Source organism: Paraburkholderia phytofirmans OLGA172, from assembly GCF_001634365.1.
Classification (GTDB): Bacteria; Pseudomonadota; Gammaproteobacteria; order Burkholderiales; family Burkholderiaceae; genus Paraburkholderia.
This window is the reverse complement of record NZ_CP014578.1, coordinates 3,112,405-3,135,141: the sequence shown is the minus strand read 5'-3', so window position 1 is coordinate 3,135,141 and position 22,737 is coordinate 3,112,405. Positions and strand designations below refer to the sequence as shown.

Here is a 22,737-nt window from a genome sequence, read left to right as displayed (position 1 = left end):
TGCGGTCGACGAGAGTGGGTGCCTTAGCTGTCGACAGGAGTTAGCACTTCAGCTGTCGGCTAGAGTTGGCGCTTTAGCGCTTACTCTAGCCCCATGCAAAGCACTTACTCCGGTCCCATGCAAAGCACGCACTCCGGTCCCATGTGTGGGGCCGCTAAGCAGGAGACGAGACGGAAGTTGGCGGATTCGCGAGGGATGAAACAGTAGGTCAGGTGCGAAATCCGTACGCTTCCCTGCGCTGGCATTATCCAGATCAGGTTCAAAGGGTATTTCTCACCCACGCAACACGGACCTCCGACCTCCGTGCGACGCAGGACCCCCGCGTTAGCAGCGCACACGATACACCGCCCGGGCGGTGCTTGGCAACCCGTCTTGAAAAAGTCAGATGTCGGAGATAACGCCCGTCAGCTACGCACTATTCTTATTGTGATAGGGCTGCCGGGGATGGTGCGGCGCAGCAGTTCCGCGTCGCGAATGTGCTGCGCTTACAGCGTGAAATCGTCGGCGGCTTCGGGCTGGAACAGGATCTTTTCGAGCTTCAGCACTTTTTCCGTGCCGCTCGGCGGTGTGAAGCGAATGCGTTCGCCGCGTTTGGCGCCGAGCAGCGCAAGGCCGACCGGCGAAAACACGTTCAGGCGGCCGTGCGCGAAGTCCGCGTTGGGCGGATAGACAACGATCCAGGTCATCTGCTCGCCGCTGGTTTCGTCGACCAGGGTGGCTTGCGAATTCATCGTGACGATATTCGCCGGGATGTCGCGCGATTCGACGATCACAGCGCGTTCGAGGACGTCGTCGAGCATGTCTTGCAATTTGGCGTCGGCGCCGGGCGCGGCTGCGTGCTTTTCAAGACGGGCGACGTCGAGTTCGGTGAGGTAACAGGGTTTCGTCTTTTTCATGATGGGTTCTCCATTTCGATCTGCATGTAAGGGGACTGCGTGCGGATGAGATCGGCCCGGAGCCCGACGACGCGGCTCCGGCAAAGGAAGGAGCAACGTCAGATCGGGCGCCGGGCGGCGAGAAGCGGGAGCGTTCGGGACGGTTGGCCGGCGTGAGGCGGGGCAATGTCCGCGCGTGCGCAACCGGTTGCGCGGCGGGGGCGCAAGCGGGTGAGGGCACGGGAGAACGGAAAGCGCATCGGGGTAGCCGGCAGATAACGGAAGGTGTTGGGGGCGCGCCGGACAGAAAGCTTGACCGACGCAATCGAAAGGTGAATGTTAGCACGGCCCGGGTGTCTCCTTAATCGTTCATGGAACGGTCGAGACCCTAGGCGAACATCCCAAGCCAGAATAAAAATCAGAATAGGCTGTCATAAGTGACCTCGTGGTCCGACAAACGTGCAGATCCTGATGGAGCACGCCATGCAAACCGCACGAACCCGCTACGCGAACCGGTATGCCACCCGCTACCTCACCCGCGTAATCGCGCTGGCCGTAGCGCTCGCGATCCTCTCGGCCAGCGGTCTGGCAAGCGCAGCCGCTGCCGTATGCGCGTCGCACAGCCCATCCCACCGCGTAGCGCTAGTAGAGCTGTACAGCAGCGAAGGCTGCAGCAGTTGCCCGCCCGCCGACAACTGGCTGAGCCAGTGGAAAAACAGCGGCGCAACCCAAAGCATCGTGCCGTTGGCCCTGCATGTGGACTACTGGAATAGCCTCGGCTGGACCGACCGTTTCTCGCAGCATCGCTTTACCGAACGTCAGCAAACCCTCACCGACCTCTCCGGCGGCCACACCATCTACACGCCTGAGGTCTTCGTATCGGGCCGCGAACTGCGCAGCTGGTCGCAACGCGACAGTTTTCAGAGCCGTGTCGGCCAGGTCGTCGCCGAACCCGCTCGGGCGAACGTGGCGCTTGAACTGAAACACGAGGCGAAGGGTGCCTTCAATGTCGATGCGCAATTCACCAGCAAGGCGGCGGACGCAACGGGCTCACTGAATGCCTACGTCGCGGTCTACCAGAACGCGTTGAACTCGCAGGTCAGAGCCGGGGAAAACAGCGGCGCAATGCTGCATCACGAACGCGTCGTGCGGCAATGGATCGGCCCGGTGCCGCTCGTTGCCGGTAACGCGCAAATCCGCCGCGATATCCGCATCGACGATGCCGATGCCAACGCGCCGGCTGACACCTTCGGCGTCGTCGCTTTCGTCGAAAACGCCGCGACCGGCGAGGTGTTGCAAGTGGGCGAACTGGCCGCCTGCAATTGATCGCGCGACGCCCCCCGCAGCGCCCCCATTCAATCGGAGATTCTCATGGCAACGCCTCATGCTCTCAGCGAAACCGCTCCGCCCGCCACGCCGAAGAGCGGCACGATTCATCCGGTGTGGGTGCGCGTCACGCATTGGCTCAACGCACTCGCAGCCATCCTGATGATGCTGTCCGGCTGGCGCATCTACGACGCGTCGCCGATCTTCAAAAGCTTTACGTTCCCCACGGCGATCACGCTCGGCGGCTGGCTCGGCGGCGCGCTGCAATGGCACTTCGCGGCGATGTGGCTGCTGGTCTTCAACGGCCTGCTGTATCTCGCCCTGAACCTGATCAGCGGGCGCTTCGTGCGCAAGTTTCTGCCCCTCTCGCCGCGCGCCGTGCTGCACGACTTCGTCGCCGCGCTGACCGGCAAGCTCTCGCACGCCGATCTGCGCGTCTACAACGCGGTGCAGAAATTCGCTTACGTGTTCGTCGTCTGCGATCTGATCGTGCTGGTGCTCTCGGGCCTCGCGATCTGGAAATCCGTGCAGTTTCCGCTGCTGCGCGAGTTGATGGGCGGCTACGACAACGCACGCGTCGTCCATTTCTGCGCCATGTCACTGATGGCAGCGTTCATCGCCGTGCATCTGGTGATGGTGGCCCTCGTGCCGCGTTCGCTGCTGGCGATGCTGCGCGGACGCTAAACCGCTGATCCACGGAAACGCAAAGCTTAAGGACATCGAATCATGACCACGCCCGATACACAACCCGGTCGAAAGCTCGCCCCTAGGCCTGACAATCAGCTTGACCGCGAATCGATCCTGATCGATGCACGGCGCGAACTCGCGATGCCGTCGCGGCGCCTGTTCGGCAAGCGGCTCCTGACGCTCGGCGGCCTGTCGATGCTGACCGGCTGCTCGCTCACCGACAACGATTCGGTCAACGCATTCCTGACGGCCGTATCGCGTCTGAACGACCGCGCGCAGGCCGCACTGTTCGATCCGAAACAACTCGCGCCGACCTACACCGAAGCGCAGATCACGCGGCCGTTTCCATTCAATGCGTTCTACGGCATCGAGGACGTGCCCGATGTCGACGCCTCCGACTACAAGCTGAAGATCAGCGGCCTCGTCACCGGTCAGCGTGTCTGGACCTTGCCCGAGTTGTACGCGCTGCCGCATGCCGAGCAGATCACGCGGCACATCTGCGTGGAAGGGTGGAGCGCGATTGGCCGCTGGGGTGGCACGCCGTTTGCCGATTTTCTGCGGCGCATCGGCGCGGACACGAGCGCGAAGTACGTCGGCTTCAAATGCGCCGACGACTACTACGAAAGCATCGACATGCCGACCGCGCTGCATCCGCAAACGCTGCTCACGTTCTCGTACGACGGCGAGCGCCTGCCCGCGAAATACGGCTTTCCGATGAAGCTGCGCATGCCGACCAAGCTCGGCTACAAGAATCCGAAGCACATCGTCGAGATGTTCGTCACCAACACGTTCCCCGGCGGCTATTGGGTCGACCAGGGCTACAACTGGTTCGGAGGCTCCTGACGCGCGCGGGTCGGCGCTTGCACAGACGGATGCGCGACCCCGGGCGGCAGAAGCTTCGGAAATACCCCGGCATCACCTGGAAGCCGGTTTAGATTCACCATCCATAACGAAACGGAGTCATCCCATGAAAAAGTTCGCAATCGCAGCAATGGCCGTCGCCCTCCTGACCAGCGGCGGCGCCGCGTTCGCTCAGGCAAGCGGCGCAATGTCCAACGATGCGATGTCGAAGGACACGATGTCGAAGGATTCGATGTCCAAAGACACCATGTCGAAGGACAGCATGAAGAAGGACACGATGAAGCACGACAAGATGAAAAAGGGCAACGACGCGACGGGCATGAAGCACGAAGCGTCGGGCGCGATGGCCAACTGAACGTGGCCGGCGATGCCGCTTGCATAGCTTGAGCGCCGGAATCACGGGCGGCTCAAAAGCCGGGGGACGTCCCCGGCTTTTTGTTGCAAGCACGCAAAAAAGTTACGATTCTTTCAATCGATGCGGTGGGCGCTTACTGCATAATGCGGTGCGCGCCGAACATTTGGCGCGTGTCAGCCGCGGATCGATTCCGATCGACCGCCGCGGCGTTGTGGCCCCATTGGCCATCTATCGTCTTTCCGTTCCACCGACATGTCCGCCAGCCTCGCCCGTCAGACCGCATCGCCGATGCGGTGTCCGCCATCCCGCCACAGGGTCTTCAGCGGGGGCGCAGCACCTCGAGCGGCATGGGCGGATTGAACGCATGTCGCCGCAACTCCCAAGCCGTTTTTCGCGTGGTTTCCCGATCCGTTTGCCGCAGTCCCGCAATGGGCAGATCGCGCTCGCGCTCGCGGTCGTTTATCTCGTGTGGGGCTCGACCTATCTCGCCGTGCACGTCGCGCTCGGTTCGTTTCCGCCCTTGCTGCTCTCAGGTCTGCGCAATCTGTTTGCCGGGGTAGGGCTCTTCATCTTTGCGGCGCGCCGCAATCCGGTCTGGCCGAGCGCGGGTGAAATCCGCAACGCCGGCCTTGTCGGCACGATGCTGGTCGGCTTGTCGAGCGGCATGCTCGCCTACGGCATGCGCACCGTCGGCACCGGCACCGCGGCCGTGATGGTTGCGACCGTGCCGCTGTTCGCGACGGTGATCGCGGCGGTGGCGGGGCGCAAGATCGGCAGAGGCGAGTGGTTCGCGGTTGGCCTCGGACTGGTGGGCATCGCGATCCTGAGTCACGGCGACAGCGCGCCGGGATCGGCGGGCGGCAGCCTGGCGATTCTGTGCGGTGCGCTTTTCTGGGCAGGCGGCGCGCATCTGGCCGGACGGCTGAAGTTGCCGTCGGACCTGTTTCTATCGACGTCGTTGCAGATTGGCCTCGGTGGCGCGATGTCGACGATGGTCGCCTGGGTATCGGGCGAGCGGATGATGGAAGTGCATTTTCTGCCGGTGCTGGCCTTCGTCTACCTGATGCTGATCGGGACGATGGCCGCCTATGTCGCGTACGGCTTTCTGATCCGGCATACGAGTCCGATCATCGCCAGCAGTTGCATGTACGTGAATCCGGTGGTTGCGGTGGCGCTCGGTGCGGTGTTGCTCGGCGAGCCGGTTACGCATTCGACGGTGATCGCGACGATCGTGATTCTGGCCAGCGTAGGGTTGTCTTTCTGGTTCGATTACCGGAAGAAGGGGCTCGCCTGAAGAGCGGCGGTGGCTTGCTGTCGGCTGCCGGTCGCACGCTTGAGTTTCTCCGCGAGGTCCGGTTCGCCTCAGGGTCTCTTTACGCGGATACCAACAAGGAGAGTCGCCAGCTCGGTGTATTCCGAACGTAGACGAATACGCCGTCCTTACGCCGGCGTATCAGGCGCGATTCGTGCGGGATACGCAATTCCCCAACACTCGATAAAGGAGAATTTCAATGGCGAAGTCTTCTGGCACCCAAGGCGCAGCATCTCAATTCAGCGATTCGTTCGTGATGGACATCAAAAAGATCCGCGACGACGCGCGTAAGCACATGTCGGATGGTCCGGTCACGCAAAGCTATGGTGCGGATCGTGACACGGTGCTGAAACTGCTCAACGACTCTCTGGCCACCGAGATCGTCTGCGTGTTGCGCTATAAACGACATCATTTCATGGCCAAGGGCATCAACTCCGAGGCGGTGGCTGCCGAGTTCGCGGAGCATGCGGCGGAAGAACAGGAGCACGCCGACCGCATCGCCGAGCGTATCGTGCAACTTGGCGGCGAGCCGGATTTTGCACCGGATGGTCTGACGACGCGTTCGCATTCGGAATACAAGGAGGGCGGCAATCTGACGGACATGATTCGCGAAAACCTGGTCGCCGAGCGTATTGCGATCGATACGTATCGTGAGATCGTGCGTTATCTCGGCGAGAAGGATGTGACGACGCGCCGTCTGTTCGAAGAAATCCTCGCTGTCGAAGAAGAGCATGCCGACGACATGGCCGATCTGCTCGAGGGCCGCGAGTAACCCGGTCGAAAAGCGGACGTTGAAAGCCAGGGGGCGAGAGGCGCCGGTTGGCCGCAACGCGAATGGCCGCTTGCGCTGCCGCGCTTGTTCGGGTGGAGATTGCCGGTGCTGGCGGGTCTGGATGGTTTCCCGCGCCGGCAATCTCTGCAACTTTTACCGCTGTGGTTCTGCATCTTCGGCTGAGGCGCTGCCGGAGGTCATTACAAAGTCTGCATTGGAGCAATCCTGTTGCACGGACACCAGACCGATAATTGGCGGTGCGCGTTTTGCTCCAGAACCCCAGCTCATGTATCAGCGTAGACCGGACGTGGCGGGACGCTTCAAATGATTCCACGCCGCCAGCCCGGCAAAACCAACCCCAGCGACACTCACCCCAAGCCACCCAAACGTCGGCCAAACCAAAGCGCCGACCCCCGACCCGACAGCACCACCAATAAAATAAGCCACCATATAAACAGTATTCACGCGACTCCGCGCTTCAGGCTTCAGCGCATAAATCCGCGATTGATTGGAAATCTGTGCAGCCTGCACACCAATATCGAGGATGATCACACCAATCACCAATCCAGCAATACTCTTCGCCGACAAGGCAAAAACAACAAACGAAATCGCCACCAGCGCAATCGACACCGTGATGATCGCCTGCGGTCCGCGTCGGTCGGAAAATTTGCCGGCGAGCGGCGCGGCCATCGCGCCGGCCGCACCGACGATCCCGAATAAGCCGGCGGCCTGCGGCCCAAGATGAAACGGCGCGCCCGCCAGCAATAACGCCAGCACCGACCAGAAAATGCTGAACGCCGCGAACATCGCCGCCCCGGTCAACGACGCTTCACGCAGCGCGCGATGCTCCACCACCAGGTGCCACATCGAGACCAGTAGCTTGCCGTACGGCAACGTCGACGTCGGCCTGCTCTTCGGCAGACGCATGATGATCACCACCGCCAGCACCAGCAGCGCGACGACCGAAGCGCCGAACACCGCGCGCCAGCCGAAGTACTCGCCGACAATGCCCGCCGCAGTCCGTGCCAGCAAAATCCCCAGCAACAGTCCGCTCATCACCGTGCCAACGGCATGGCCACGCTCGGACGCAGGCGCGAGTTCGGCAGCGAACGGCACCGCCTGCTGCGCGATGGTGGCGAGCACCCCGATCGCGAGGCTGGCGGCAATCAATACGGACAACGTCGGCGCCGCCGACGCCAGCACCAGCGCAACGCACATGCCCGCGATCTGCAACAGGATCAGGCGGCGGCGATCGAAGCGGTCGCCGAGCGGCGCCAACAACAGCATTCCGGCTGCATAGCCGAGCTGCGTCATGGCTGGCACCGCGCCGACCCACGACGCGCCGTTCGGAAACGACTGCCGGAAATCGTCGAGCAGAGGCTGGTTGTAATAGATGTTGGCGACTGCCACACCGGCAATCGTCGCGAGCAGAAGCAGCAAGCCGCGCAACGACCGGTCGGCGGAAGCGGGAGTAGAAGCGTCGGATGTGGACATGAGAGGGGACTGTCGATGGACCGGCCCATGCGCGGCCCTCAAGCGTGCCGATCATACCGGAGCAGGGAGGATCGTGCTGACGGCAGCCGAGCCTTGCAGACAAAATGAGATGGTCGTTCGGTTTTCGTTCGTAGAATCGGCGCGCGCAATAAGATCCATCACGTGACCGATTTCATGAACACAAGCTCGAAACCCGAAACCCGACGAATCAGCGGCTGGCTGCTCGTCGCCCTGATCTGCCTCGCCGCATGGGCGCTATCAACCGCAGTCGCATTGCGCGATCCACTCAAACTCATGCTCGAATGGGAATTGCTGGCGGTATTCGTGCGCCCTGAAACACACGGCTGGTATCGCACCGTGATCGCGATGGTCGGCTGCGACGTGATCATCGGGTCGTTCATCGTTGCCGGCGCAGGCTGGCTCGCGTTGCTTGCGCGGCGTAAATCCGCACGCTTTCCAGTACAGGTGCAGGCATGGCTGTTGGCCATCGTCGTCATGCGAACCATCGCCTATCTGCTCGGCGAGCACATGACCCACGCCATTGGTATCGCCATCGCCATTCCATTCGATGGCTTCATTCAGGCCGTTGTGGCCGCCGCGCTCGGGATACCGTATTTCAGGCTGTCCCGGCGCGTACAGCAAACTTTTGTCGCCGCCTGAAGCGGCGCGGCGGCATCGTCAATCGATCAACTCGCCTTCAGATTCGTAAAACGGATACGGCCCATCGGCTTTGTCGACATACGCATGATGCGTGACGATGCCCGTCGCCGGATCGTAGCGATGCAGCGCATAGGCGGGCGGCTCCATCACGAATGCCGAGGGCGCATCCTCGCGCAGATCGAGTCCGACCTGATGCGCGGGCGCCGGCACCGCCGACGCAATCGTGCCGCCAAACCGCACGAACATCGGCCGATGCACATGGCCGCAGATCACCCGCTCGACGTTCGGATAACGTGCGATCAACGCGGCGAGCTTGTCGGCGGCAACGGGATCGAGCCGCAATTCATCCATGTGCCCGATGCCGCAAACGAACGGCGGATGGTGCAACGCGACCACCGTCGGCTTGCCTCGTGCGGCATCGAGTTGCGTCGCGAGCCACGCGAGACGTGCGTCGCACAAATTGCCGGCGCTTTCGCCCGGCACCATCGAATCGAGTGCGATCACCCGCAGCGGTCCGACATCGACCGCGTATTGCACGAACTCGCCGCCACTGTGCAATTCGGCGCGATCGGGAAATGCCGCGCGCAACGCAGCACGTTCGTCGTGATTGCCCACCATCAGGAAGTAGGGGATCTCGAGCGGTGCGAGCAGGGTTTTGAGGTGCTCGTACTGCTCCGGATCGCCCTGGTCGACGAGGTCGCCGGTCATGATCACAGCGTCGGGGCGCGGCTCCAACGCATTGAGCGCGGCGACAGTGCGCGCGAGATAGGCGCCGGTGTCGACGCGGCGGTAAGCCAGCGCGCCGTGCCGTTTGATATGCAGGTCGCTAATTTGAGCCAGCAGCATGGGGAGGTCCTCTTTTATAGTGCGCTAAAAACACAGCGCTATCTCATTACGATAGCGCAATCAGCGCGTCCTGCGCGATCGAAATCCCGACCGGCGTGCCGCGCGCGAGTTCTACGCGGCCCGCGACGTCGATCAGCAAAGCGTCCGGTGCGGCGCCGCCGATCGTCAGCCGGGTGCGCTCGCCGAGAAACGCCGTGCTTTCGATATGGCCGCGCAATTGTGCGTTAGCCGGATCGGCAAGGGTCGCGTCTTCGGGACGAAAGAAAAATTCGTGTGCCGTGCTTGCGCTCGTGGGGCCTGAGGGCAGCGGTACAGCGCCGCCGGTTGTCGTCAGCAGGCCATCGCGCCGCTCGCCGGCCAGCCGGTTGATCGTGCCGACGAATTGCGCGACCGTGCGATTCGCCGGACGGTAGTAGATGTCGCGCGGCGAACCGATCTGCTCGATGCGCCCGGCGCTCATCACGACGATGCGGTCGCCGAGTTCCATCGCTTCGGCCTGGTCGTGGGTCACGTAGACGGTCGTGATGCCCAGTTCACGCAGCAGCGTATTCATCTCGCTGCGCAAGGTGTCGCGCAAACGCGCGTCGAGCGCGGTGAGCGGTTCATCGAGCAGCAGCACGCGGGGTTGCACGGCGAGTGCGCGCGCCAATGCCACGCGCTGACGCTGGCCGCCCGAAAGCTGATCGATCGGCTTGTCCGCGTGGGCGGTGAGACGCATCATCGCGAGCAATTCGTCGACGCGTTGCCGCGCGGTCTCAGCCGGCACCCGTTTGATCTTCAGTCCGTAGCCGATGTTGCCGCGCACGGTCAGGTTCGGAAACAGCGCGTAGCTTTGGAACACCATGCCGACCTGGCGTTTTTCAATTGGCAGCGCCGTGACGTCTTCGTCGCCGAACGCGATGCAGCCGCCGGCATCGGGTGTTTCGAGGCCCGCGATCATGCGCAGCGTGGTGGTTTTGCCGCAACCGGAGGGGCCGAGCAGGACCAGTGTCTCGCCGGCGCCGATGTGCAGATCGAGCGGTTCGAGCACACGCGTGCCGCGGAACGTTTTCGCGCATTGCGTGAGCGTGATGGGAACGGAGTCGAGTTTCATGGCGTGGACGTCGGTGCAGACTTCGAATGGGAGGCGGCGGTGCGCTTTTTCCCCGCGCTGCGCTGGCCGGTCGCATCGACGCCGAGCCATTGCATCGCGACGAGCAGCGGCATCGTCATGATGAAAAACAGAATCGTGTAGGCGCTGCCGATTTCGATGCGTAGCGACGCATAGGTGTCGGCGAGACCGACCGGCAGCGTCTTGGTGTCGGGCGTGTGCAGCATCCACGTCAGGTTGAATTCGCCGATCGAGAGCGTCAGCACCGCCAGCGCACCGGCGACGATCCCTGGCCGCGCATTCGGCAGCACGATCGTGACGAAGCGTTGAAAGAAGCTCGCGCCGAGGCTCGCCGCGCCTTCTTCGAGCGTGCGCAGGTCGCTGCTCGCGCATACGGCAGCAACCGCGCGCACCATGAACGGCAGCGTGAACACCACATGCCCGACGACGATAAAAGCGACGCTCATGCGAAACATCGTGAAGCCGCCGTAGACCACCAGCAGCGCAAGCGCGGAAGCGAGGCCTGGCAGGGCGATCGGCAGCACCAGAAACTCTTCGATGATGCGCGAGAGCCGCGTCTTGCTGCGCGCCAGCACGTAGCCGGCGGGCACGCCGGTCAGCAGCGTGACCAGCAAGGTCGCCGCGGCCACTTCGAGCGAGAGAAATACCGAGCCGTGATACTGCGTCCACACTTCGCTGAGCCAGCGCAGCGTGAGTCCGCTCGATACGCCTTTGAAGTAGTTGACTGTGAGCCCGGCCATGATCGACATCACGACCGGCACGATCAGAAATGCGCACAGCAGCAGCGTAACGAGCCACTGACCGGCTGCCAGCCAGGTGCGTGACGTGGGCAGCCTGAGGCGCCGCGGGCGCGGCTTGGCAGCTGGCTGAAGGGGAGCACTGATGGAGTTCATCGACGTCTTGCTATCGGGTTTGGACACACCGCTCATGCGCTTGCCGCGACAGCCGAGCCGCTCACGCTGCGAGCGAACGCCAGTACGGCCCACGTGACGATGCCGAGCACGATCGAGAGACCCGCGGCTGTCACCATGTTCGCGTTCAGCGTGAACTCGGTGTAGATGGTCATCGGCAACACGTCGATGTCGGTGGCGAGTGTGAAGGCGGTGCCGAAGGCGCCCATCGCGGTCGCGAAACATACCGCGCCCGCCGCGATCAAGCCTGGCGACAACGCAGGCAACACGATGTCGCGCGTGATACGCCATGGCGATGCGCCGAGCGAACGCGCGGCTTCTTCGAGCGAGGCATCGAGCCTGGTCGCCGACGCCATCACGGTGACGATCACGCGGGGAATCGAGAAGTACAGGTAGCCGAGAAAGAGGCCGCTCATCGAGTAAGCGAACACCCAGCGGTCGCCGGTGAGTTTTAACGACAACGCGCCGATCAAACCCTGGCGTCCGGCGAGCATGATCACCATGAAGCCGACCACGACGCCTGGGAATGCCAATGGAAACGTCAGCAGCGCGAGCAGCGTGCGCTTTAGTGGAAACTCACGGCGCGCCAGCAGCAAACCGGCAATCACTGAAAGCACCAACGTCGCCGCCGTGACCGCTGCGGACAACACGACGGTCGCGCCGAGGCTCGACATGTAGCGTGGATTCGTCAGCATCGCGCGATAGGTTGCGAACGCGTTGCCGTTGCCGCTGATTTGTGCGAGCGCACCCATCGGCAGCAGCCAGAACGCGATGAAAACCGCCAGCGCCGGCGCGATCAATGCGATGCGCCAGCGCAGCGGGAATGTGACATCGTTCAATGCATCACCTGTAGATAGTGCTCTCCGAAGCTCGACTGCTTCCCGGCCATTTTGCCGAAGTCGACCGGCTTGGCGCGGGCATAGTCGCTTGCGGGCAGGAATCGGGCGGCGGTTTCCGGACTCATTGCGTTCGCGCGCACCGGACGCAGATAGGCATCGGCCCACAGTTTCTGGCCTTCGTCAGACAGCACGAAATCGAGCACCTTCTTGCCGTTCGCTTCATGCGGCGCGCCCTTCACGAGACTCATCACGTATGGCACCGAGATCGTGCCTTCCTTCGGAATCACGAATTCGACGTTGGCGTGATCCTTGTACTTCGCGCGGTAGGCGTCGAAGTCGTAGTCGAGCAGGATTGGGATCTCGCCGGACATCACGCGCGCATAGGCGGTCTGCTTCGGCACGATCGGTGCGTTGGCCTTCAGTTTGCGGAACCAGTCGAGGCCCGGCTCGAAGTTGTCGAGCGTGCCGCCGAGCGCCTGATTCACCGCGACCGCGCCCGCGTAGCCGACAAACGCGCTCGACGGATCGAGGTAGCCGATCATGCCTTTGTACTCAGGCTTCAGGAGATCGGCCCACGAACGCGGGACCGGCTTGCCTTCGAGCGCGTCCTTGTTGACGAAAAAGCCCAGCGTGCCTGAATGGATTGCGAACCAGTAGCCTTGCGGGTCCTTCAGGTTCGCCGGAATGTCGTCCCAGTGCGCGGGCTTATACGGCTGGATGACGCCTTTGTCTTTCGCCTGGAACGCCGACGACACGCCGAGATACACCACGTCCGCGACCGGGCTCTTCTGCTCGGCCATCAGTTGCGCAATCGATTGGCCGGAGTTCTTGTTGTCGAACGGTACACGGATGCCGGTCTTTTGCCGGATCGCCTTGATCTGGCTCGCCCAGTCTGCCCATTCGGGCGGGCAGTTGTAGCAGATCGCGGTTTCGTCGGCATGGGCTGCTTGCGGCGCGAGGGCGGCGAGCGCTGCGGTGACGATCATGCCGGCCGACAACGCGGTGGCTGCCGTGCGGCCGAGGCGGCGGCAGAGCGGCTTGATCGAAGAAGCAACGCGTGTTGATAAGCGGATCACTGCGAGTCTCCTGGTGCGGAAGAGAGCGGGAGGTTCGGGGTTCGGAGTAGATGACGCAAATAGGGTGTTGCCAAGGGATGTTTCCAAACGATCTGTGAAAACCGTTCATAAAAACAGTGTGGGCAAACCGGCCCGGAGCGCGCGTACGTCTTACGCAAGCGACTAAGCAAACGGCTTCTCGGCCGCCGCCGAAGTTTCGTCGTGGTTCGAAATCGCCGCGATGGTGGCGCCTTCGCGCAAGCTGTGGGGCAACGTCAGCGTGAGCGACGTTTCCCCTAGTGTTTCGTAGGTGCCGGTTACGCGGGTCAGCAAACGCCGCCAGGCGGCGCAGCCGATCTCGCGATTCGGCGCGCAGACGCTTGCCAACGGCGGCGACAGCAATTCGCCCATGGCGAGTCCGTCGAAGCCGAGAATCGACATGTCGCGCGGAATCTGCAGGCGCGCACGGCGCAGGCCGCGCATCACGACCATGGCGAGCAGATCGTTGCTGCAGAAGAGGGCAGTCGGGCGGTTCGGGCCGCTGGTTAGATGAGCGAGCACGGACGGCGACAGTTCGTCGGCGTTGAAATCGACTTCGAGCGCGGGTGCGGGGGTGAGGCCGGCCTGCTGCATCGCCTGCGCGTAGCCGAGATGCCGTTGGCGGGCGCGGTCCGAGGCGGCCAGCGTGCCTGCGAGCATCAGGATGCGGCGATGGCCGTGCGCGATCAGCATGCGTACGCCATCGAACGCGGCGAGGCGGTTGTCGACCGAGACCGACGGACGCCGCACCGTGTCGTTATGCATCAGCACATAGAGCAGGCCGGCGCGGTCGAGCTCGTCGAGCAGCGGATGCGTGTCGGCATCGGCGACGGTCAGGATCAGGCCTTCCACGCGATGTTCACGCAGCGTTTCAATGGCATGGCGTTCGCGGTCGGCATCGTACTGGGTGGTCATCAGCATGAGCCGGTAGCCTTGCGCCGCGGCGAGCTCGTCGATACCTTGCAGGCATTCGGCGAACACGGGATTGGCGATCGTCGGCAGGATCACGCCGATCAGGCGCGTGCGCTCGCCGCGCAACTGCCGGCCTAGCGGGCTGGGGCGGAAATTAAGGGCGTCGATGGCTTGACGCACTTTGTCGAGCGTGACCGGGTTCACGGTATGCGGCGCGTTGATCGCGCGCGAGACAGTGGCGATGGAGAAGCCCGCGTGGGCGGCGACATCTTTGATCGTTGGGGTCATGGTTTCCGCTAGTCATGTAAACGTTTTCGCCAGCGGATTATCGGGAACGTTTGTGACTTGAGGATGACTCCAATTTTTGTCCCTGGCGGGCGAAGGTGAGGGTGGAGCGCGGCGGGATTGTGGCGGTTTGGTGCGCTCGACCGGCAATGGTAGAATTCGCGTCCACGTGCGGTCGTACCCCTGCCGGGGTGATGAAATTGGTAAACATAGCGGACTTAAAATCCGCCGCCTTACGGCTTGCCGGTTCAAGTCCGGTCCCCGGCACCACCCGCCCAGCAAAGGATTCGCGATTTTGCTTATTCCCGGCGAATCTGTGCGGTATGGGCTTTTTTGCCTTAAACCGGATTTCCCCTCTTCTGCCCGATCTTGCCAACGGCCGCTTAGGCCTGCCGATATGGTCGGCGCTCGCCCACATGTAGCCGACGAACCTGGTCGACCACGCATGCAAGTCGTTAGCGTCCTGTTCGGCATATTCGGGTGCCCACTTCTTGAGAGTCAACATTCTTTTCCTGCCATCCTTCCAGGTCGAACCTTTGTCCGTCACTTGGGCCTGCACGTAGTCGCCTATCGTGACGGATGGCCGCGTTGACAGGCCACATCGGCCCTCGGCGGCGAAGAGGCCGACAGAGATACCCCAAGCTCACGATTAATGTAAATTGATTGTTTTTGAGCATGCCTTTTGGCGGAGAGATCCATGAAGAACGGAAAACCGAAACGAACGCGTCGCGATGCAGACGGTCTTTTCCCCGACCTGCAGCAAAGCGATGCCCATTCGGCTAGCCGGCCCGATAACCCGTTCGGCGAAGAAACAGCCCGAACATCCGCAAGACGTGAGCGTGACGAAGCATCGCTCTGGAAAGACAATCTCGTTACCTTGCCTGCAGCGATCGAGTTGCCTCCGGGGTATGAGTCGGTGTCGCACGTGCGCGAGTCGATGGAGCGGGCCTGGCGTATGAAATGGGTCCGTGAAAGCGGCAATGAGGTTGTCGCGGAATTTCCCGAAGGTTGGGCTGCGATTCGGCCGGCCAGCGGTGCGGTGGAGTTGCGGGACGCGAGCGGCGTGGTTCGGGCTGTGTACGGCTGGGCAGGGGATGCTGAAGTGAGACTGCTGCCGCGGTATCGGGTCGAATCGCAGGAGAACAGTTCGAGCGGTCTCGGCAGTCTGCTTGTCCGTGATCGCGAGAACGGACAGATTCTCGAGAGGTCGTCGACGTGGTCTGCTCAGACCGGGACTAACCACCCCGATTGGGCCCGACTGTCAGCTTGGCTCGACAAGCAGTATCCGCTTCATCGGGATCCGCTGCGGCTCTGGACGGATTGCGAAGCCAATCGCAGTTAGTTCGGCTCAACGCGAATCCGCATCCCGCTGCCTTTGCAGCGAGGCATGCGGCCCGTGCCGTCGCCACTCGCAAATAACCCCACCATGCAACACCTGAAATACCTGACCGGCTACCCTGCACATCTGCAAGAGAAGGTGAAACACCTGATAGCCGACGAGCAACTAGGCCCTTACCTCGCGAAGCGGTACACCGGCACGCACGCAGTGCAAACAGACCGGGCGCTATACGAATACTGCGCGCAGTTGAAGCGCGAACACCTGCGCAACGGCGCGCAAATCGACAAGGTCGCCTACGACAGCAAGCTCGACGTCGTGCGCCATGCGCTCGGGCTTCACACTAGCATTTCGCGTGTGCAAGGCGGCAAACTGAAGGCGAAAAAAGAAATCCGCGTCGCCTCGCTATTCAAGGATGCCGCGCCGGAATTCCTGAAAATGATCGTCGTGCATGAACTCGCTCATCTGAAGGAAAGCGACCATAACAAGGCGTTCTACCGCCTCTGCGAGTTCATGCAACCAGGCTACCACCAGATTGAATTCGATCTGCGCTTGTATCTCACGTACCGCGATCTGAAGAAAGATCAGACCTGAACGTCAAGCCTGGAGATTCACGTTCGATCCGAATCCCGCGAAACTCGCAAACAAAGGCAACGGTCGGCCGTCAAGCAGCAACGGCTTCAACCCTCTCAGCCGTCCCAACCGCCGACGCCGTCAACAACACCGGAATCGACTTCGATGTCGGCGTCCCCGCCCCATCGGCGACCGAAGACAGCGGCACCAGCGGATTGGTTTCCGGATAATAAGCGCCGAGACACCCACGCGGAATGTCGTACTCCACTAGCAGGAACCCAGCCGCGTGACGCTCGATCCCATCGGCCCACACGCTCGTGATATCCACGCGCTGGCCCGCCACGAAACCCAGCATCGCGAGATCGTCCTTGTTGGCGAACAGCACACGCCGCTGCCCATACACGCCGCGATAACGGTCGTCGAGGCCGTAGATCGTCGTGTTGTACTGGTCGTGTGAACGCGTCGTCATCAAGGTCATCAGACGTTCGCCGTGCTCTGCGCGCGCCTGGTGAATCGGCGTGTCGACGTCGATCGCATGCACCAGGAATTGCGCCTTGCCGCTCGGTGTTTTCCAGATCCGCTCGCGCGACGCCACACCCAGGTGAAAACCGCCCGGGTTCTTGAGACGCTCGTTGTAATCCTGGAAGCCTTCGATCACCCGCGCGATGCCGTCGCGAATCAACGCATAGTCTGCTGCGTGAGCGAGCCAATCGACCTTGCTGCTGCCGAGCGTGGCGTGCGCCATGCGCGCGACGATGGCAATCTCCGACAACAGATTCGCCGAGGCTGGCTTGTTCATGCCGTACGAGATGTGCACCATGCTCATCGAATCCTCGACGCTCACGCCTTGCGCCACACCATTTTGAAGATCGATTTCAGTGCGCCCGAGCGTCGGCAGAATCAGCGCGTCGCGGCCGTGCACGAGGTGGCTGCGGTTCAGCTTGGTCGTGATGTGCACGGTCAGCTCGCACGAGCGCATCGCGTCCCATGTGCGTGGCGTGTCCGGCGTCGCGATCGAGAAGTTGCCGCCGAGGCCGATGAACACCTTCACCTTGCCGTCGAGCATCGCCTGGATCGTGTTGACGACGTCGAGACCATGCTCGCGCGGCGGCTCGAAATCGTAGACTTCGCCGAGCCGATCGAGAAACGCCTGAGTCGGTCTTTCCTCGATGCCGACTGTACGGTCGCCCTGGACATTCGAGTGCCCGCGCACCGGGCACAGGCCCGCGCCGCGGCGGCCGATATTGCCGCGCATCATCATCAGGTTCGACAGGATCTGCACCGTCGGCACGGAGTTCTTGTGCTGCGTGAGGCCCATGCCCCACGTCGAAATCACCGCGCGGCCCTTCACGTAGATGTCGGCGAGCTTCAGCACGTCTTCAAACGGCACGCCTGATTCGGCGACGATGGTGTCCCAGCTTTCGGCTCGCAAATCGTCGGCGAACGCATCGAAGCCGACCGTGTGTTCGGCGATGAACGCGACATCGAGCACGCGCGCGAGACCTGAGGCCGACGCTTCGTCGTCGAGTTCGATCACGCGTTTGGCGACGCCCTTGATCAGCGCGAAATCGCCGCCGACTTTCGGCCGGATGAACACGGAGCTGATCTTCGTGCTGCCCATCGTGATCATTTCGACCGGATGTTGCGGGCTTGCAAAACGCTCCAGGCCGCGTTCCTTCAGTGGATTGATCGACACAATGGTCGCGCCGCGCTTTGCGCACTCGCGCAGCTCGCCGAGCATGCGCGGATGGTTGGTCGCCGGATTCTGGCCGAAGATCAGGAGCGTATCGGCGTGCTCGAAATCGTCGAGCGTCACCGTGCCCTTGCCGATGCCGACCGTGTGCGGCAAGCCGCGGCTGGTCGCTTCGTGGCACATGTTCGAGCAATCGGGGAAATTGTTGGTGCCGTACATGCGCACGAACAACTGGTACAGGAACGCGGCTTCGTTGCTGGCGCGGCCCGACGTGTAGAAGGCGGCGCTGTCGGGATTGTCGAGCCGCAACAGGTGATCGGCGATCAGGTCGAATGCTTCGTCCCAGCCGATCGGCACGTAACGGTCGCGCACGGCGTCGTAGACGAGCGGGTCGGTCAGGCGGCCGTGTTGTTCCAACTCGAAATCCGACTGCGCCATCAGTTCTTCGACCGTGTGCTCCTCGAAGAAAACCGGCGTGACGCGCTTGCTGGTCGCCTCGGCTGCCACGGCCTTGACACCGTTCTCGCAGAACTCGAAGGTCGACGCATGCTCGCGATCCGGCCACGCGCAACCTGGGCAGTCGAAGCCGTCCGGCTGGTTCTGTTTGAGCAGCGTGCGGTAGTTGCCGCCCGTCACCTTTTCCTTGATCAGGTTGATGGCGACATATTTGAGCGCGCCCCAGCCAGCGGCGGGGTGCGTATACGGTTCGATGCGAGCTTCGGGTTTCTTCATGATCTTGCGGCCGGATATGGCCTGGACGAGGCTTTTATGCCGATGCATGGAAGCCTACTGTGTTCCAAAAGCGGCGCAGCATACAGAAAATCGGAAAGCGGAGGGATACAGTTGCAGTTTATTCGTCATAGACTGGCGGTTCCGCCCACGCCTTTTTTGAGCCAGGTCCTTGAAACTGTACGAAAAACTCGCCGATGAAATGACCGAAGCCGTGCGCCGCGGCGTTTTCGCGGCGGGCGAGCGGATTCCCTCGGTGCGGCAGGCGAGCCAGCAGCACGGCGTCAGCATCAAGACCGTGCTGCACGCGTACGCGTTGCTGGAAAGCCGGGGGATTGTCGAGACCCGTCCGCAGTCGGGCTATTTCGTGCGCGACGCGGTAGCGACGGCGGCAGCGCTCGACGAGCCGCGTCTGAGCCGCCAGCCGGCAGCCCAAACGCCACCAGTGGCCGCTGCGGTCGACGTGAGCCGCCTCGTGCTGTCGACCCTGCGCAGCATCCGCGCGCACGACGCCGTGCCGCTCGGCTCGCCGTACCCCGATCCGTCGCTGTTCCCATGGCGGCGCATCAACCAGTACGCGAATGCGATCGCCCGGCGCCACGCGAGCTGGAACCTGATCGACGACTTGCCGCCCGGCAATCCGGAGCTGATCCGCCAGATCGCGCGGCGCTATGCCGAGAACGGCGTGCCGGTCGATCCGGACGAAATCATCATCACGCTCGGTGCCACGGAGGCGATCAACCTCAGTTTGCAGGCGGTCGCCAAGCCGGGCGATACGGTCGCCGTCGAGTCGCCGACTTACTACGCGATGCTGCACGCCATCGAGCGTCTCGGCATGCGCGCCATCGAAGTGGCGACGCATCCGGTCCACGGCATCGATATCGAGGCGTTGGCCCAGGTCATCGCCCGGCAGAAGATCGCCGCGTGCATGGTGATGCCGAACTTCCAGAATCCGCTCGGTTTCCAGATGCCCGACGCGCGCAAGCAGCAACTGGTCGAACTGCTCGCTGCGCACGAGATTCCTGCCATCGAGAACGATGTCTATCAGGAGTTGTACTTCGGCGAGGCGCGGCCGTCGACCTTGAAGAACTACGACACCAAGGGGCTGGTGCTGCATTGCGCGTCGTTTTCGAAAAGCCTGACCGCGTCATACCGGATCGGTTGGGCCATGCCGGGGCGCTATCGCACGCAGGTCGAGAAGCTGAAATTTCTCAACACGCTGACTACGCCTTCGGTGCCGCAAGTCGCCGTCGCCGACTACTTGAGGCAGGACGGCTACGATCGCCATCTGCGGCATGTGCGCAAGGTCTACCGGCAGCAGGCGAGCATCATGACGGCGATGGTGCGGCGGTTTTTTCCGGCGGGCACGCGCATGTCGGCGCCGCAAGGCGGGTACGTGCTGTGGGTGGAATTACCCGAACGTGTCGATTCGATGCGGCTCTATCAGGCGGCGCTCGCACGCAGCATCACGATCGGGCCGGGCATGATGTTTTCGATGCGCGACGATTTTCGCCACTTCATCCGGCTCAATTACAGCTATCCGTGGACGGCGCAAACCGAGGCGGCATTGAAGACGCTGGGCGATCTGGTGGCGCGGATGGCTTGATGGGGCCTGGTAGCGCTTGAGAAAAGCGAGGAGACATCACGATGGCAGACGAAGAACTCGATTCGGTGCTGGTCGCCATACTGGCGCAGTTGTGGCGCGCGTATCAGGAAACGCCTGGCGGCGCGTGGTCGCTCGCCAGGCTTTCCAGGCAGGCGGACGTGCCGATGAGCGCCTTGCGGCGGCAATTGACAGCGCTGGTCGACGGCGGGCTGGTGGACGCCACCTTCACCGAGGAAGGCACGGGGACGGCGCGCCTGAGCGAGATCGGCCTGGGCTTGTGTGCGGCGCTGTTCGGCGAGGACGGTCCGCCAGACGATGAACCGGCCGGCCCAATGCCACCGGTTCATTGAGCTGCGGCCGAATTCGGCGCGAGGGCTTTGCCGATGTACTCGTTCGAAGATGTCGAACATGTCTGTCCGCGACCAAAATACAGATTTCGTTATGGGCGAGATAACGAATAATAATTTTTCCTCTGAAATTGACCTTCGAATATGGCCCCTTATGCTGGAGCCTTGCTCGGGACAATCCCGAGCGCTGTGGCAGGAACCTGGAAACTATCTTCGGAGAATTCATGAAAGCAAAGCTGGCGCGAGTGCTGCATCACTCATTACGCATCAAAACCGTCCGGACCGTTCTCGGCGCAGCGCTCGGCGCGTCCCTCGCGTTCAGCGCCGGGGCGGCTGCAGCCGCAACCGCGCAACCGCTCGGCATCGCCTTTGTCTACCTCGGCAATCCCGGTGACGCCGGCTGGACCTATGCGCACGAGCAGGGCGTGAAAGAGGTCGAGGCGAAATTCGGCGACAAGATCAAAGTGACGCGCATCGAGAACGTGCCGGAGTCGGCGGATTCGGAGCGCGTGTTTCGCGAGCTGGCGTCCAAGGGCAACAAGATCGTGGTGGGCTCGAGCTTCGGCTTCCAGGATTTCGAGTTGAAGGTCGCCAAGGACTTCCCGGACGCCGTGTTCGAACATGCGACCGGCTACAAGAAGGCCGCCAACTTCGCCACCTATGATGTGCGGACCTACCAGAGCGCCTACCTGGCTGGGCTGGTCGCGGGTTATACGACAAAGTCCAACACGCTCGGCTTTGTCGGTTCGGTGCCGGTGCCGGAGGTGGTGCGCAACATCAACGCGTTCACGATGGGTGCGCGCTCGGTCAACCCGAAGGCGCGCGTGAAGGTTGTGTGGATCAACAGCTGGTTCGACCCGGGCCGCGAAAAGCAGGCCGCCGAGACGCTGATCGGCCAGGGCGCCGACGTGCTGATCCAGAACACCGATTCGACGGCGACAATGCAAACGGCCGAACAGAAGAAAGTGCATGCATTCGGGTGGGACTCCGACATGAAGAAGTTCGGGCCGAATGCGCAACTGGGCGCATGCGTGAGCAACTGGGGCGTGTATTACACGCATCTGGTGCAGCAGGTGATGGCGGGCACGTGGAACAACTCGCCGGTGTGGTGGGGGCTGAAAGAGAAGGCGATCGATCTGGCCGACATCAACACGGACGCGGTGTCGCCGGCGGCGCAAAAGGCGTTGAACCAGACGCGTGACGACATCATCTCGGGCAAGCTCAATCCGTTTGCCGGTCCGATCGTGGATCAGTCCGGCACGGTGAAGGTCGCTGCGGGAAAATCCTTGAGCGATATGGAACTGCTGCGTTTGAACTGGTTCGTGCAAGGCGTGGACGGTTCGCTGCCGAAGTGATGAATTGACTGGTTCGCCTAACTCCTACTAAAGATTAAAGGAGATCGCCCGTGAGTCTTACCGTCCCGACCGATACCGGCGCCGCAGGCGTGGCGGCGACCTATCCGCCGCAGGGTCTAACGCCGACTCACGAGCAGATCGTGCGGCATCTGCGGCATTCGAGCCGGGTGGCCGAGCGGGCGACGCTGCTGGGCCACCATCCGTTCGGCGCGGTGCTGGTCGGCCCGGATCAGGAGACCGTATTGATGGAGCAGGGCAATGTCGACACGGTGAATCACGCCGAGTCGGTGCTGGCTCGCGTGGCGGCGTTGAATTTCACGCCGGAGTACTTGTGGAGCTGTACGTTGTACACATCGGTCGAGCCTTGCTGCATGTGCGCCGGCACGATGTATTGGGCCAATATCGGCCGCGTCGTGTTTGGCATGACCGAGAAGCGCTTGCTGGAGGCGACCGGCGATCATGCCGAGAATCCGACCATGAGCGTGGATTGCCGCTATGTGTTTGACCACTGCCAGAAACCCGTCGAGGTGATCGGTCCAGTGGCCGAGGTGGAGGGGGAGGTGATGGAGGTGCAGCGGCGGTTCTGGCGCGGCAGGTAGCGCTATGGCGGCGCACGCTCGCGCCAGACTGCCCTGACGCCTGCGGCCGTGGCCATCGGCGCCCCCGGCCACGGCTACGGCGCAGGCGCAGCAAACCCATTTCGCCGGGCGGCCTAATCCCGCAATCTGACCCCACTGCCACAGGCATTCAGACTCGAT

General features: G+C 62.5%; 22 protein-coding genes, 1 tRNA gene and 1 riboswitch. Of the genes, 14 read left to right on the top strand and 9 right to left on the bottom strand.

Annotation, left to right across the window (positions count from 1 at the left end; all coding sequences use genetic code 11):
* Window positions 1-212: 212 nt before the first annotated feature.
* A riboswitch (TPP riboswitch) is annotated at window positions 213-331 on the bottom strand.
* Window positions 332-485: 154 nt separating this feature from the next.
* Window positions 486-896: a GreA/GreB family elongation factor gene (locus AYM40_RS13710; protein ID WP_063496688.1), complete on the bottom strand. Its 411-nt coding sequence runs from the start codon at window positions 894-896 to the stop codon at window positions 486-488.
* A 462-nt stretch (window positions 897-1,358) separates the two neighbouring features.
* On the opposite strand from AYM40_RS13710, the gene AYM40_RS13705 reads away from it, so the two are divergent.
* The 6 genes from AYM40_RS13705 to AYM40_RS13680 all read left to right on the top strand — a co-directional run bounded on the left by AYM40_RS13705 (window position 1,359) and on the right by AYM40_RS13680 (window position 6,188).
* Window positions 1,359-2,201, top strand: coding sequence for a DUF1223 domain-containing protein (locus AYM40_RS13705; protein WP_063496687.1), 843 nt, complete (start codon window positions 1,359-1,361; stop codon window positions 2,199-2,201).
* Window positions 2,202-2,246: 45 nt separating this feature from the next.
* The gene (locus AYM40_RS13700; RefSeq protein ID WP_063496686.1) at window positions 2,247-2,885 is read left to right on the top strand and encodes a cytochrome b/b6 domain-containing protein; all 639 of its coding nucleotides are present in this window, start codon (window positions 2,247-2,249) and stop codon (window positions 2,883-2,885) included.
* A gap of 42 nt (window positions 2,886-2,927) precedes the next feature.
* Window positions 2,928-3,731, top strand: coding sequence for a molybdopterin-dependent oxidoreductase (locus AYM40_RS13695; protein ID WP_063496685.1), 804 nt, complete (start codon window positions 2,928-2,930; stop codon window positions 3,729-3,731).
* Window positions 3,732-3,855: 124 nt separating this feature from the next.
* Window positions 3,856-4,104, top strand: coding sequence for a pentapeptide MXKDX repeat protein (locus AYM40_RS13690; RefSeq protein WP_063496684.1), 249 nt, complete (start codon window positions 3,856-3,858; stop codon window positions 4,102-4,104).
* A gap of 364 nt (window positions 4,105-4,468) precedes the next feature.
* Window positions 4,469-5,398 carry an EamA family transporter gene (locus AYM40_RS13685; RefSeq protein ID WP_063496683.1) on the top strand — a complete coding sequence of 310 codons (930 nt, stop codon included), beginning with the start codon at window positions 4,469-4,471 and terminating at the stop codon, window positions 5,396-5,398.
* Window positions 5,399-5,615: 217 nt separating this feature from the next.
* Window positions 5,616-6,188 (top strand): ferritin-like domain-containing protein, encoded by a 573-nt coding sequence (locus tag AYM40_RS13680; RefSeq protein ID WP_063496682.1) that lies wholly within the window; start codon window positions 5,616-5,618, stop codon window positions 6,186-6,188.
* Window positions 6,189-6,479: 291 nt separating this feature from the next.
* Here the strand turns inward: AYM40_RS13680 and AYM40_RS13675 are convergent, their stop codons facing one another.
* Window positions 6,480-7,682: an MFS transporter gene (locus tag AYM40_RS13675; RefSeq protein ID WP_063496681.1), complete on the bottom strand. Its 1,203-nt coding sequence runs from the start codon at window positions 7,680-7,682 to the stop codon at window positions 6,480-6,482.
* A gap of 174 nt (window positions 7,683-7,856) precedes the next feature.
* Here AYM40_RS13675 and AYM40_RS13670 point away from each other — a divergent pair, with 174 nt between their 5' ends.
* Complete coding sequence (locus tag AYM40_RS13670; protein WP_063496680.1) at window positions 7,857-8,342, top strand: DUF2569 domain-containing protein; 486 nt, start codon at window positions 7,857-7,859, stop codon at window positions 8,340-8,342.
* Window positions 8,343-8,360: 18 nt separating this feature from the next.
* Here the strand turns inward: AYM40_RS13670 and AYM40_RS13665 are convergent, their stop codons facing one another.
* From AYM40_RS13665 to AYM40_RS13640, 6 genes are all read right to left on the bottom strand, one after another.
* Window positions 8,361-9,188, bottom strand: a complete 828-nt coding sequence (locus AYM40_RS13665; protein ID WP_063496679.1) for a phosphodiesterase — start codon at window positions 9,186-9,188, stop codon at window positions 8,361-8,363.
* A gap of 46 nt (window positions 9,189-9,234) precedes the next feature.
* Complete coding sequence (locus tag AYM40_RS13660) at window positions 9,235-10,281, bottom strand: ABC transporter ATP-binding protein (protein WP_063496678.1); 1,047 nt, start codon at window positions 10,279-10,281, stop codon at window positions 9,235-9,237.
* Window positions 10,278-11,192, bottom strand: coding sequence for an ABC transporter permease (locus tag AYM40_RS13655; RefSeq protein ID WP_063498010.1), 915 nt, complete (start codon window positions 11,190-11,192; stop codon window positions 10,278-10,280). Before AYM40_RS13655 ends, AYM40_RS13660 begins: the two co-directional genes overlap by 4 nt.
* 32 nt (window positions 11,193-11,224) lie before the next feature.
* On the bottom strand, window positions 11,225-12,049 hold the full coding sequence (locus AYM40_RS13650; RefSeq protein WP_063496677.1) for an ABC transporter permease: 825 nt from the start codon (window positions 12,047-12,049) through the stop codon (window positions 11,225-11,227).
* Window positions 12,046-13,125: an ABC transporter substrate-binding protein gene (locus AYM40_RS13645; RefSeq protein ID WP_063496676.1), complete on the bottom strand. Its 1,080-nt coding sequence runs from the start codon at window positions 13,123-13,125 to the stop codon at window positions 12,046-12,048. The genes AYM40_RS13650 and AYM40_RS13645 overlap by 4 nt, the downstream gene beginning before the upstream one ends.
* 162 nt (window positions 13,126-13,287) lie before the next feature.
* Complete coding sequence (locus tag AYM40_RS13640) at window positions 13,288-14,343, bottom strand: LacI family DNA-binding transcriptional regulator (RefSeq protein ID WP_063496675.1); 1,056 nt, start codon at window positions 14,341-14,343, stop codon at window positions 13,288-13,290.
* A gap of 182 nt (window positions 14,344-14,525) precedes the next feature.
* Between AYM40_RS13640 and AYM40_RS13635 the strand changes: the two genes are divergently transcribed.
* The 3 genes from AYM40_RS13635 to AYM40_RS13625 all read left to right on the top strand — a co-directional run bounded on the left by AYM40_RS13635 (window position 14,526) and on the right by AYM40_RS13625 (window position 16,270).
* Window positions 14,526-14,610: transfer RNA gene (locus AYM40_RS13635), tRNA-Leu, on the top strand.
* Window positions 14,611-15,037: 427 nt separating this feature from the next.
* Entirely contained in the window at window positions 15,038-15,682 is a 645-nt protein-coding gene (locus AYM40_RS13630; protein WP_063496674.1) for a hypothetical protein, read from the top strand.
* Between the two features lie 84 nt (window positions 15,683-15,766).
* On the top strand, window positions 15,767-16,270 hold the full coding sequence (locus AYM40_RS13625) for a M48 family metallopeptidase (RefSeq protein WP_063498009.1): 504 nt from the start codon (window positions 15,767-15,769) through the stop codon (window positions 16,268-16,270).
* 70 nt (window positions 16,271-16,340) lie between these two features.
* On the opposite strand, the gene AYM40_RS13620 is transcribed toward AYM40_RS13625, so the two are convergent.
* Window positions 16,341-18,674, bottom strand: coding sequence for an FdhF/YdeP family oxidoreductase (locus tag AYM40_RS13620; protein WP_063498008.1), 2,334 nt, complete (start codon window positions 18,672-18,674; stop codon window positions 16,341-16,343).
* Between the two features lie 169 nt (window positions 18,675-18,843).
* Here AYM40_RS13620 and AYM40_RS13615 point away from each other — a divergent pair, with 169 nt between their 5' ends.
* The 4 genes from AYM40_RS13615 to AYM40_RS13600 all read left to right on the top strand — a co-directional run bounded on the left by AYM40_RS13615 (window position 18,844) and on the right by AYM40_RS13600 (window position 22,578).
* Window positions 18,844-20,277: a PLP-dependent aminotransferase family protein gene (locus AYM40_RS13615; RefSeq protein ID WP_063496673.1), complete on the top strand. Its 1,434-nt coding sequence runs from the start codon at window positions 18,844-18,846 to the stop codon at window positions 20,275-20,277.
* Window positions 20,278-20,318: 41 nt separating this feature from the next.
* Window positions 20,319-20,627 carry a helix-turn-helix domain-containing protein gene (locus AYM40_RS13610; protein ID WP_063496672.1) on the top strand — a complete coding sequence of 103 codons (309 nt, stop codon included), beginning with the start codon at window positions 20,319-20,321 and terminating at the stop codon, window positions 20,625-20,627.
* 221 nt (window positions 20,628-20,848) lie between these two features.
* Window positions 20,849-21,979 (top strand): BMP family ABC transporter substrate-binding protein, encoded by a 1,131-nt coding sequence (locus AYM40_RS13605; protein WP_063496671.1) that lies wholly within the window; start codon window positions 20,849-20,851, stop codon window positions 21,977-21,979.
* A 50-nt stretch (window positions 21,980-22,029) separates the two neighbouring features.
* Window positions 22,030-22,578: a nucleoside deaminase gene (locus tag AYM40_RS13600; protein WP_063496670.1), complete on the top strand. Its 549-nt coding sequence runs from the start codon at window positions 22,030-22,032 to the stop codon at window positions 22,576-22,578.
* Window positions 22,579-22,737: the final 159 nt, after the last annotated feature.

Bases quoted from the DNA above. Each gene is read 5' to 3' on its own strand.
- AYM40_RS13710 (WP_063496688.1), bottom strand. From the start codon at position 896: ATGAAAAAGACGAAACCCTGTTACCTCACCGAACTCGACGTCGCCCGT.
- AYM40_RS13705 (WP_063496687.1), top strand. From the start codon at position 1,359: ATGCAAACCGCACGAACCCGCTACGCGAACCGGTATGCCACCCGCTAC.
- AYM40_RS13700 (WP_063496686.1), top strand. From the start codon at position 2,247: ATGGCAACGCCTCATGCTCTCAGCGAAACCGCTCCGCCCGCCACGCCG.
- AYM40_RS13695 (WP_063496685.1), top strand. From the start codon at position 2,928: ATGACCACGCCCGATACACAACCCGGTCGAAAGCTCGCCCCTAGGCCT.
- AYM40_RS13690 (WP_063496684.1), top strand. From the start codon at position 3,856: ATGAAAAAGTTCGCAATCGCAGCAATGGCCGTCGCCCTCCTGACCAGC.
- AYM40_RS13685 (WP_063496683.1), top strand. From the start codon at position 4,469: ATGTCGCCGCAACTCCCAAGCCGTTTTTCGCGTGGTTTCCCGATCCGT.
- AYM40_RS13680 (WP_063496682.1), top strand. From the start codon at position 5,616: ATGGCGAAGTCTTCTGGCACCCAAGGCGCAGCATCTCAATTCAGCGAT.
- AYM40_RS13675 (WP_063496681.1), bottom strand. From the start codon at position 7,682: ATGTCCACATCCGACGCTTCTACTCCCGCTTCCGCCGACCGGTCGTTG.
- AYM40_RS13670 (WP_063496680.1), top strand. From the start codon at position 7,857: ATGAACACAAGCTCGAAACCCGAAACCCGACGAATCAGCGGCTGGCTG.
- AYM40_RS13665 (WP_063496679.1), bottom strand. From the start codon at position 9,188: ATGCTGCTGGCTCAAATTAGCGACCTGCATATCAAACGGCACGGCGCG.
- AYM40_RS13660 (WP_063496678.1), bottom strand. From the start codon at position 10,281: ATGAAACTCGACTCCGTTCCCATCACGCTCACGCAATGCGCGAAAACG.
- AYM40_RS13655 (WP_063498010.1), bottom strand. From the start codon at position 11,192: ATGAACTCCATCAGTGCTCCCCTTCAGCCAGCTGCCAAGCCGCGCCCG.
- AYM40_RS13640 (WP_063496675.1), bottom strand. From the start codon at position 14,343: ATGACCCCAACGATCAAAGATGTCGCCGCCCACGCGGGCTTCTCCATC.
- AYM40_RS13630 (WP_063496674.1), top strand. From the start codon at position 15,038: ATGAAGAACGGAAAACCGAAACGAACGCGTCGCGATGCAGACGGTCTT.
- AYM40_RS13625 (WP_063498009.1), top strand. From the start codon at position 15,767: ATGCAACACCTGAAATACCTGACCGGCTACCCTGCACATCTGCAAGAG.
- AYM40_RS13620 (WP_063498008.1), bottom strand. From the start codon at position 18,674: ATGAAGAAACCCGAAGCTCGCATCGAACCGTATACGCACCCCGCCGCT.
- AYM40_RS13610 (WP_063496672.1), top strand. From the start codon at position 20,319: ATGGCAGACGAAGAACTCGATTCGGTGCTGGTCGCCATACTGGCGCAG.
- AYM40_RS13605 (WP_063496671.1), top strand. From the start codon at position 20,849: ATGAAAGCAAAGCTGGCGCGAGTGCTGCATCACTCATTACGCATCAAA.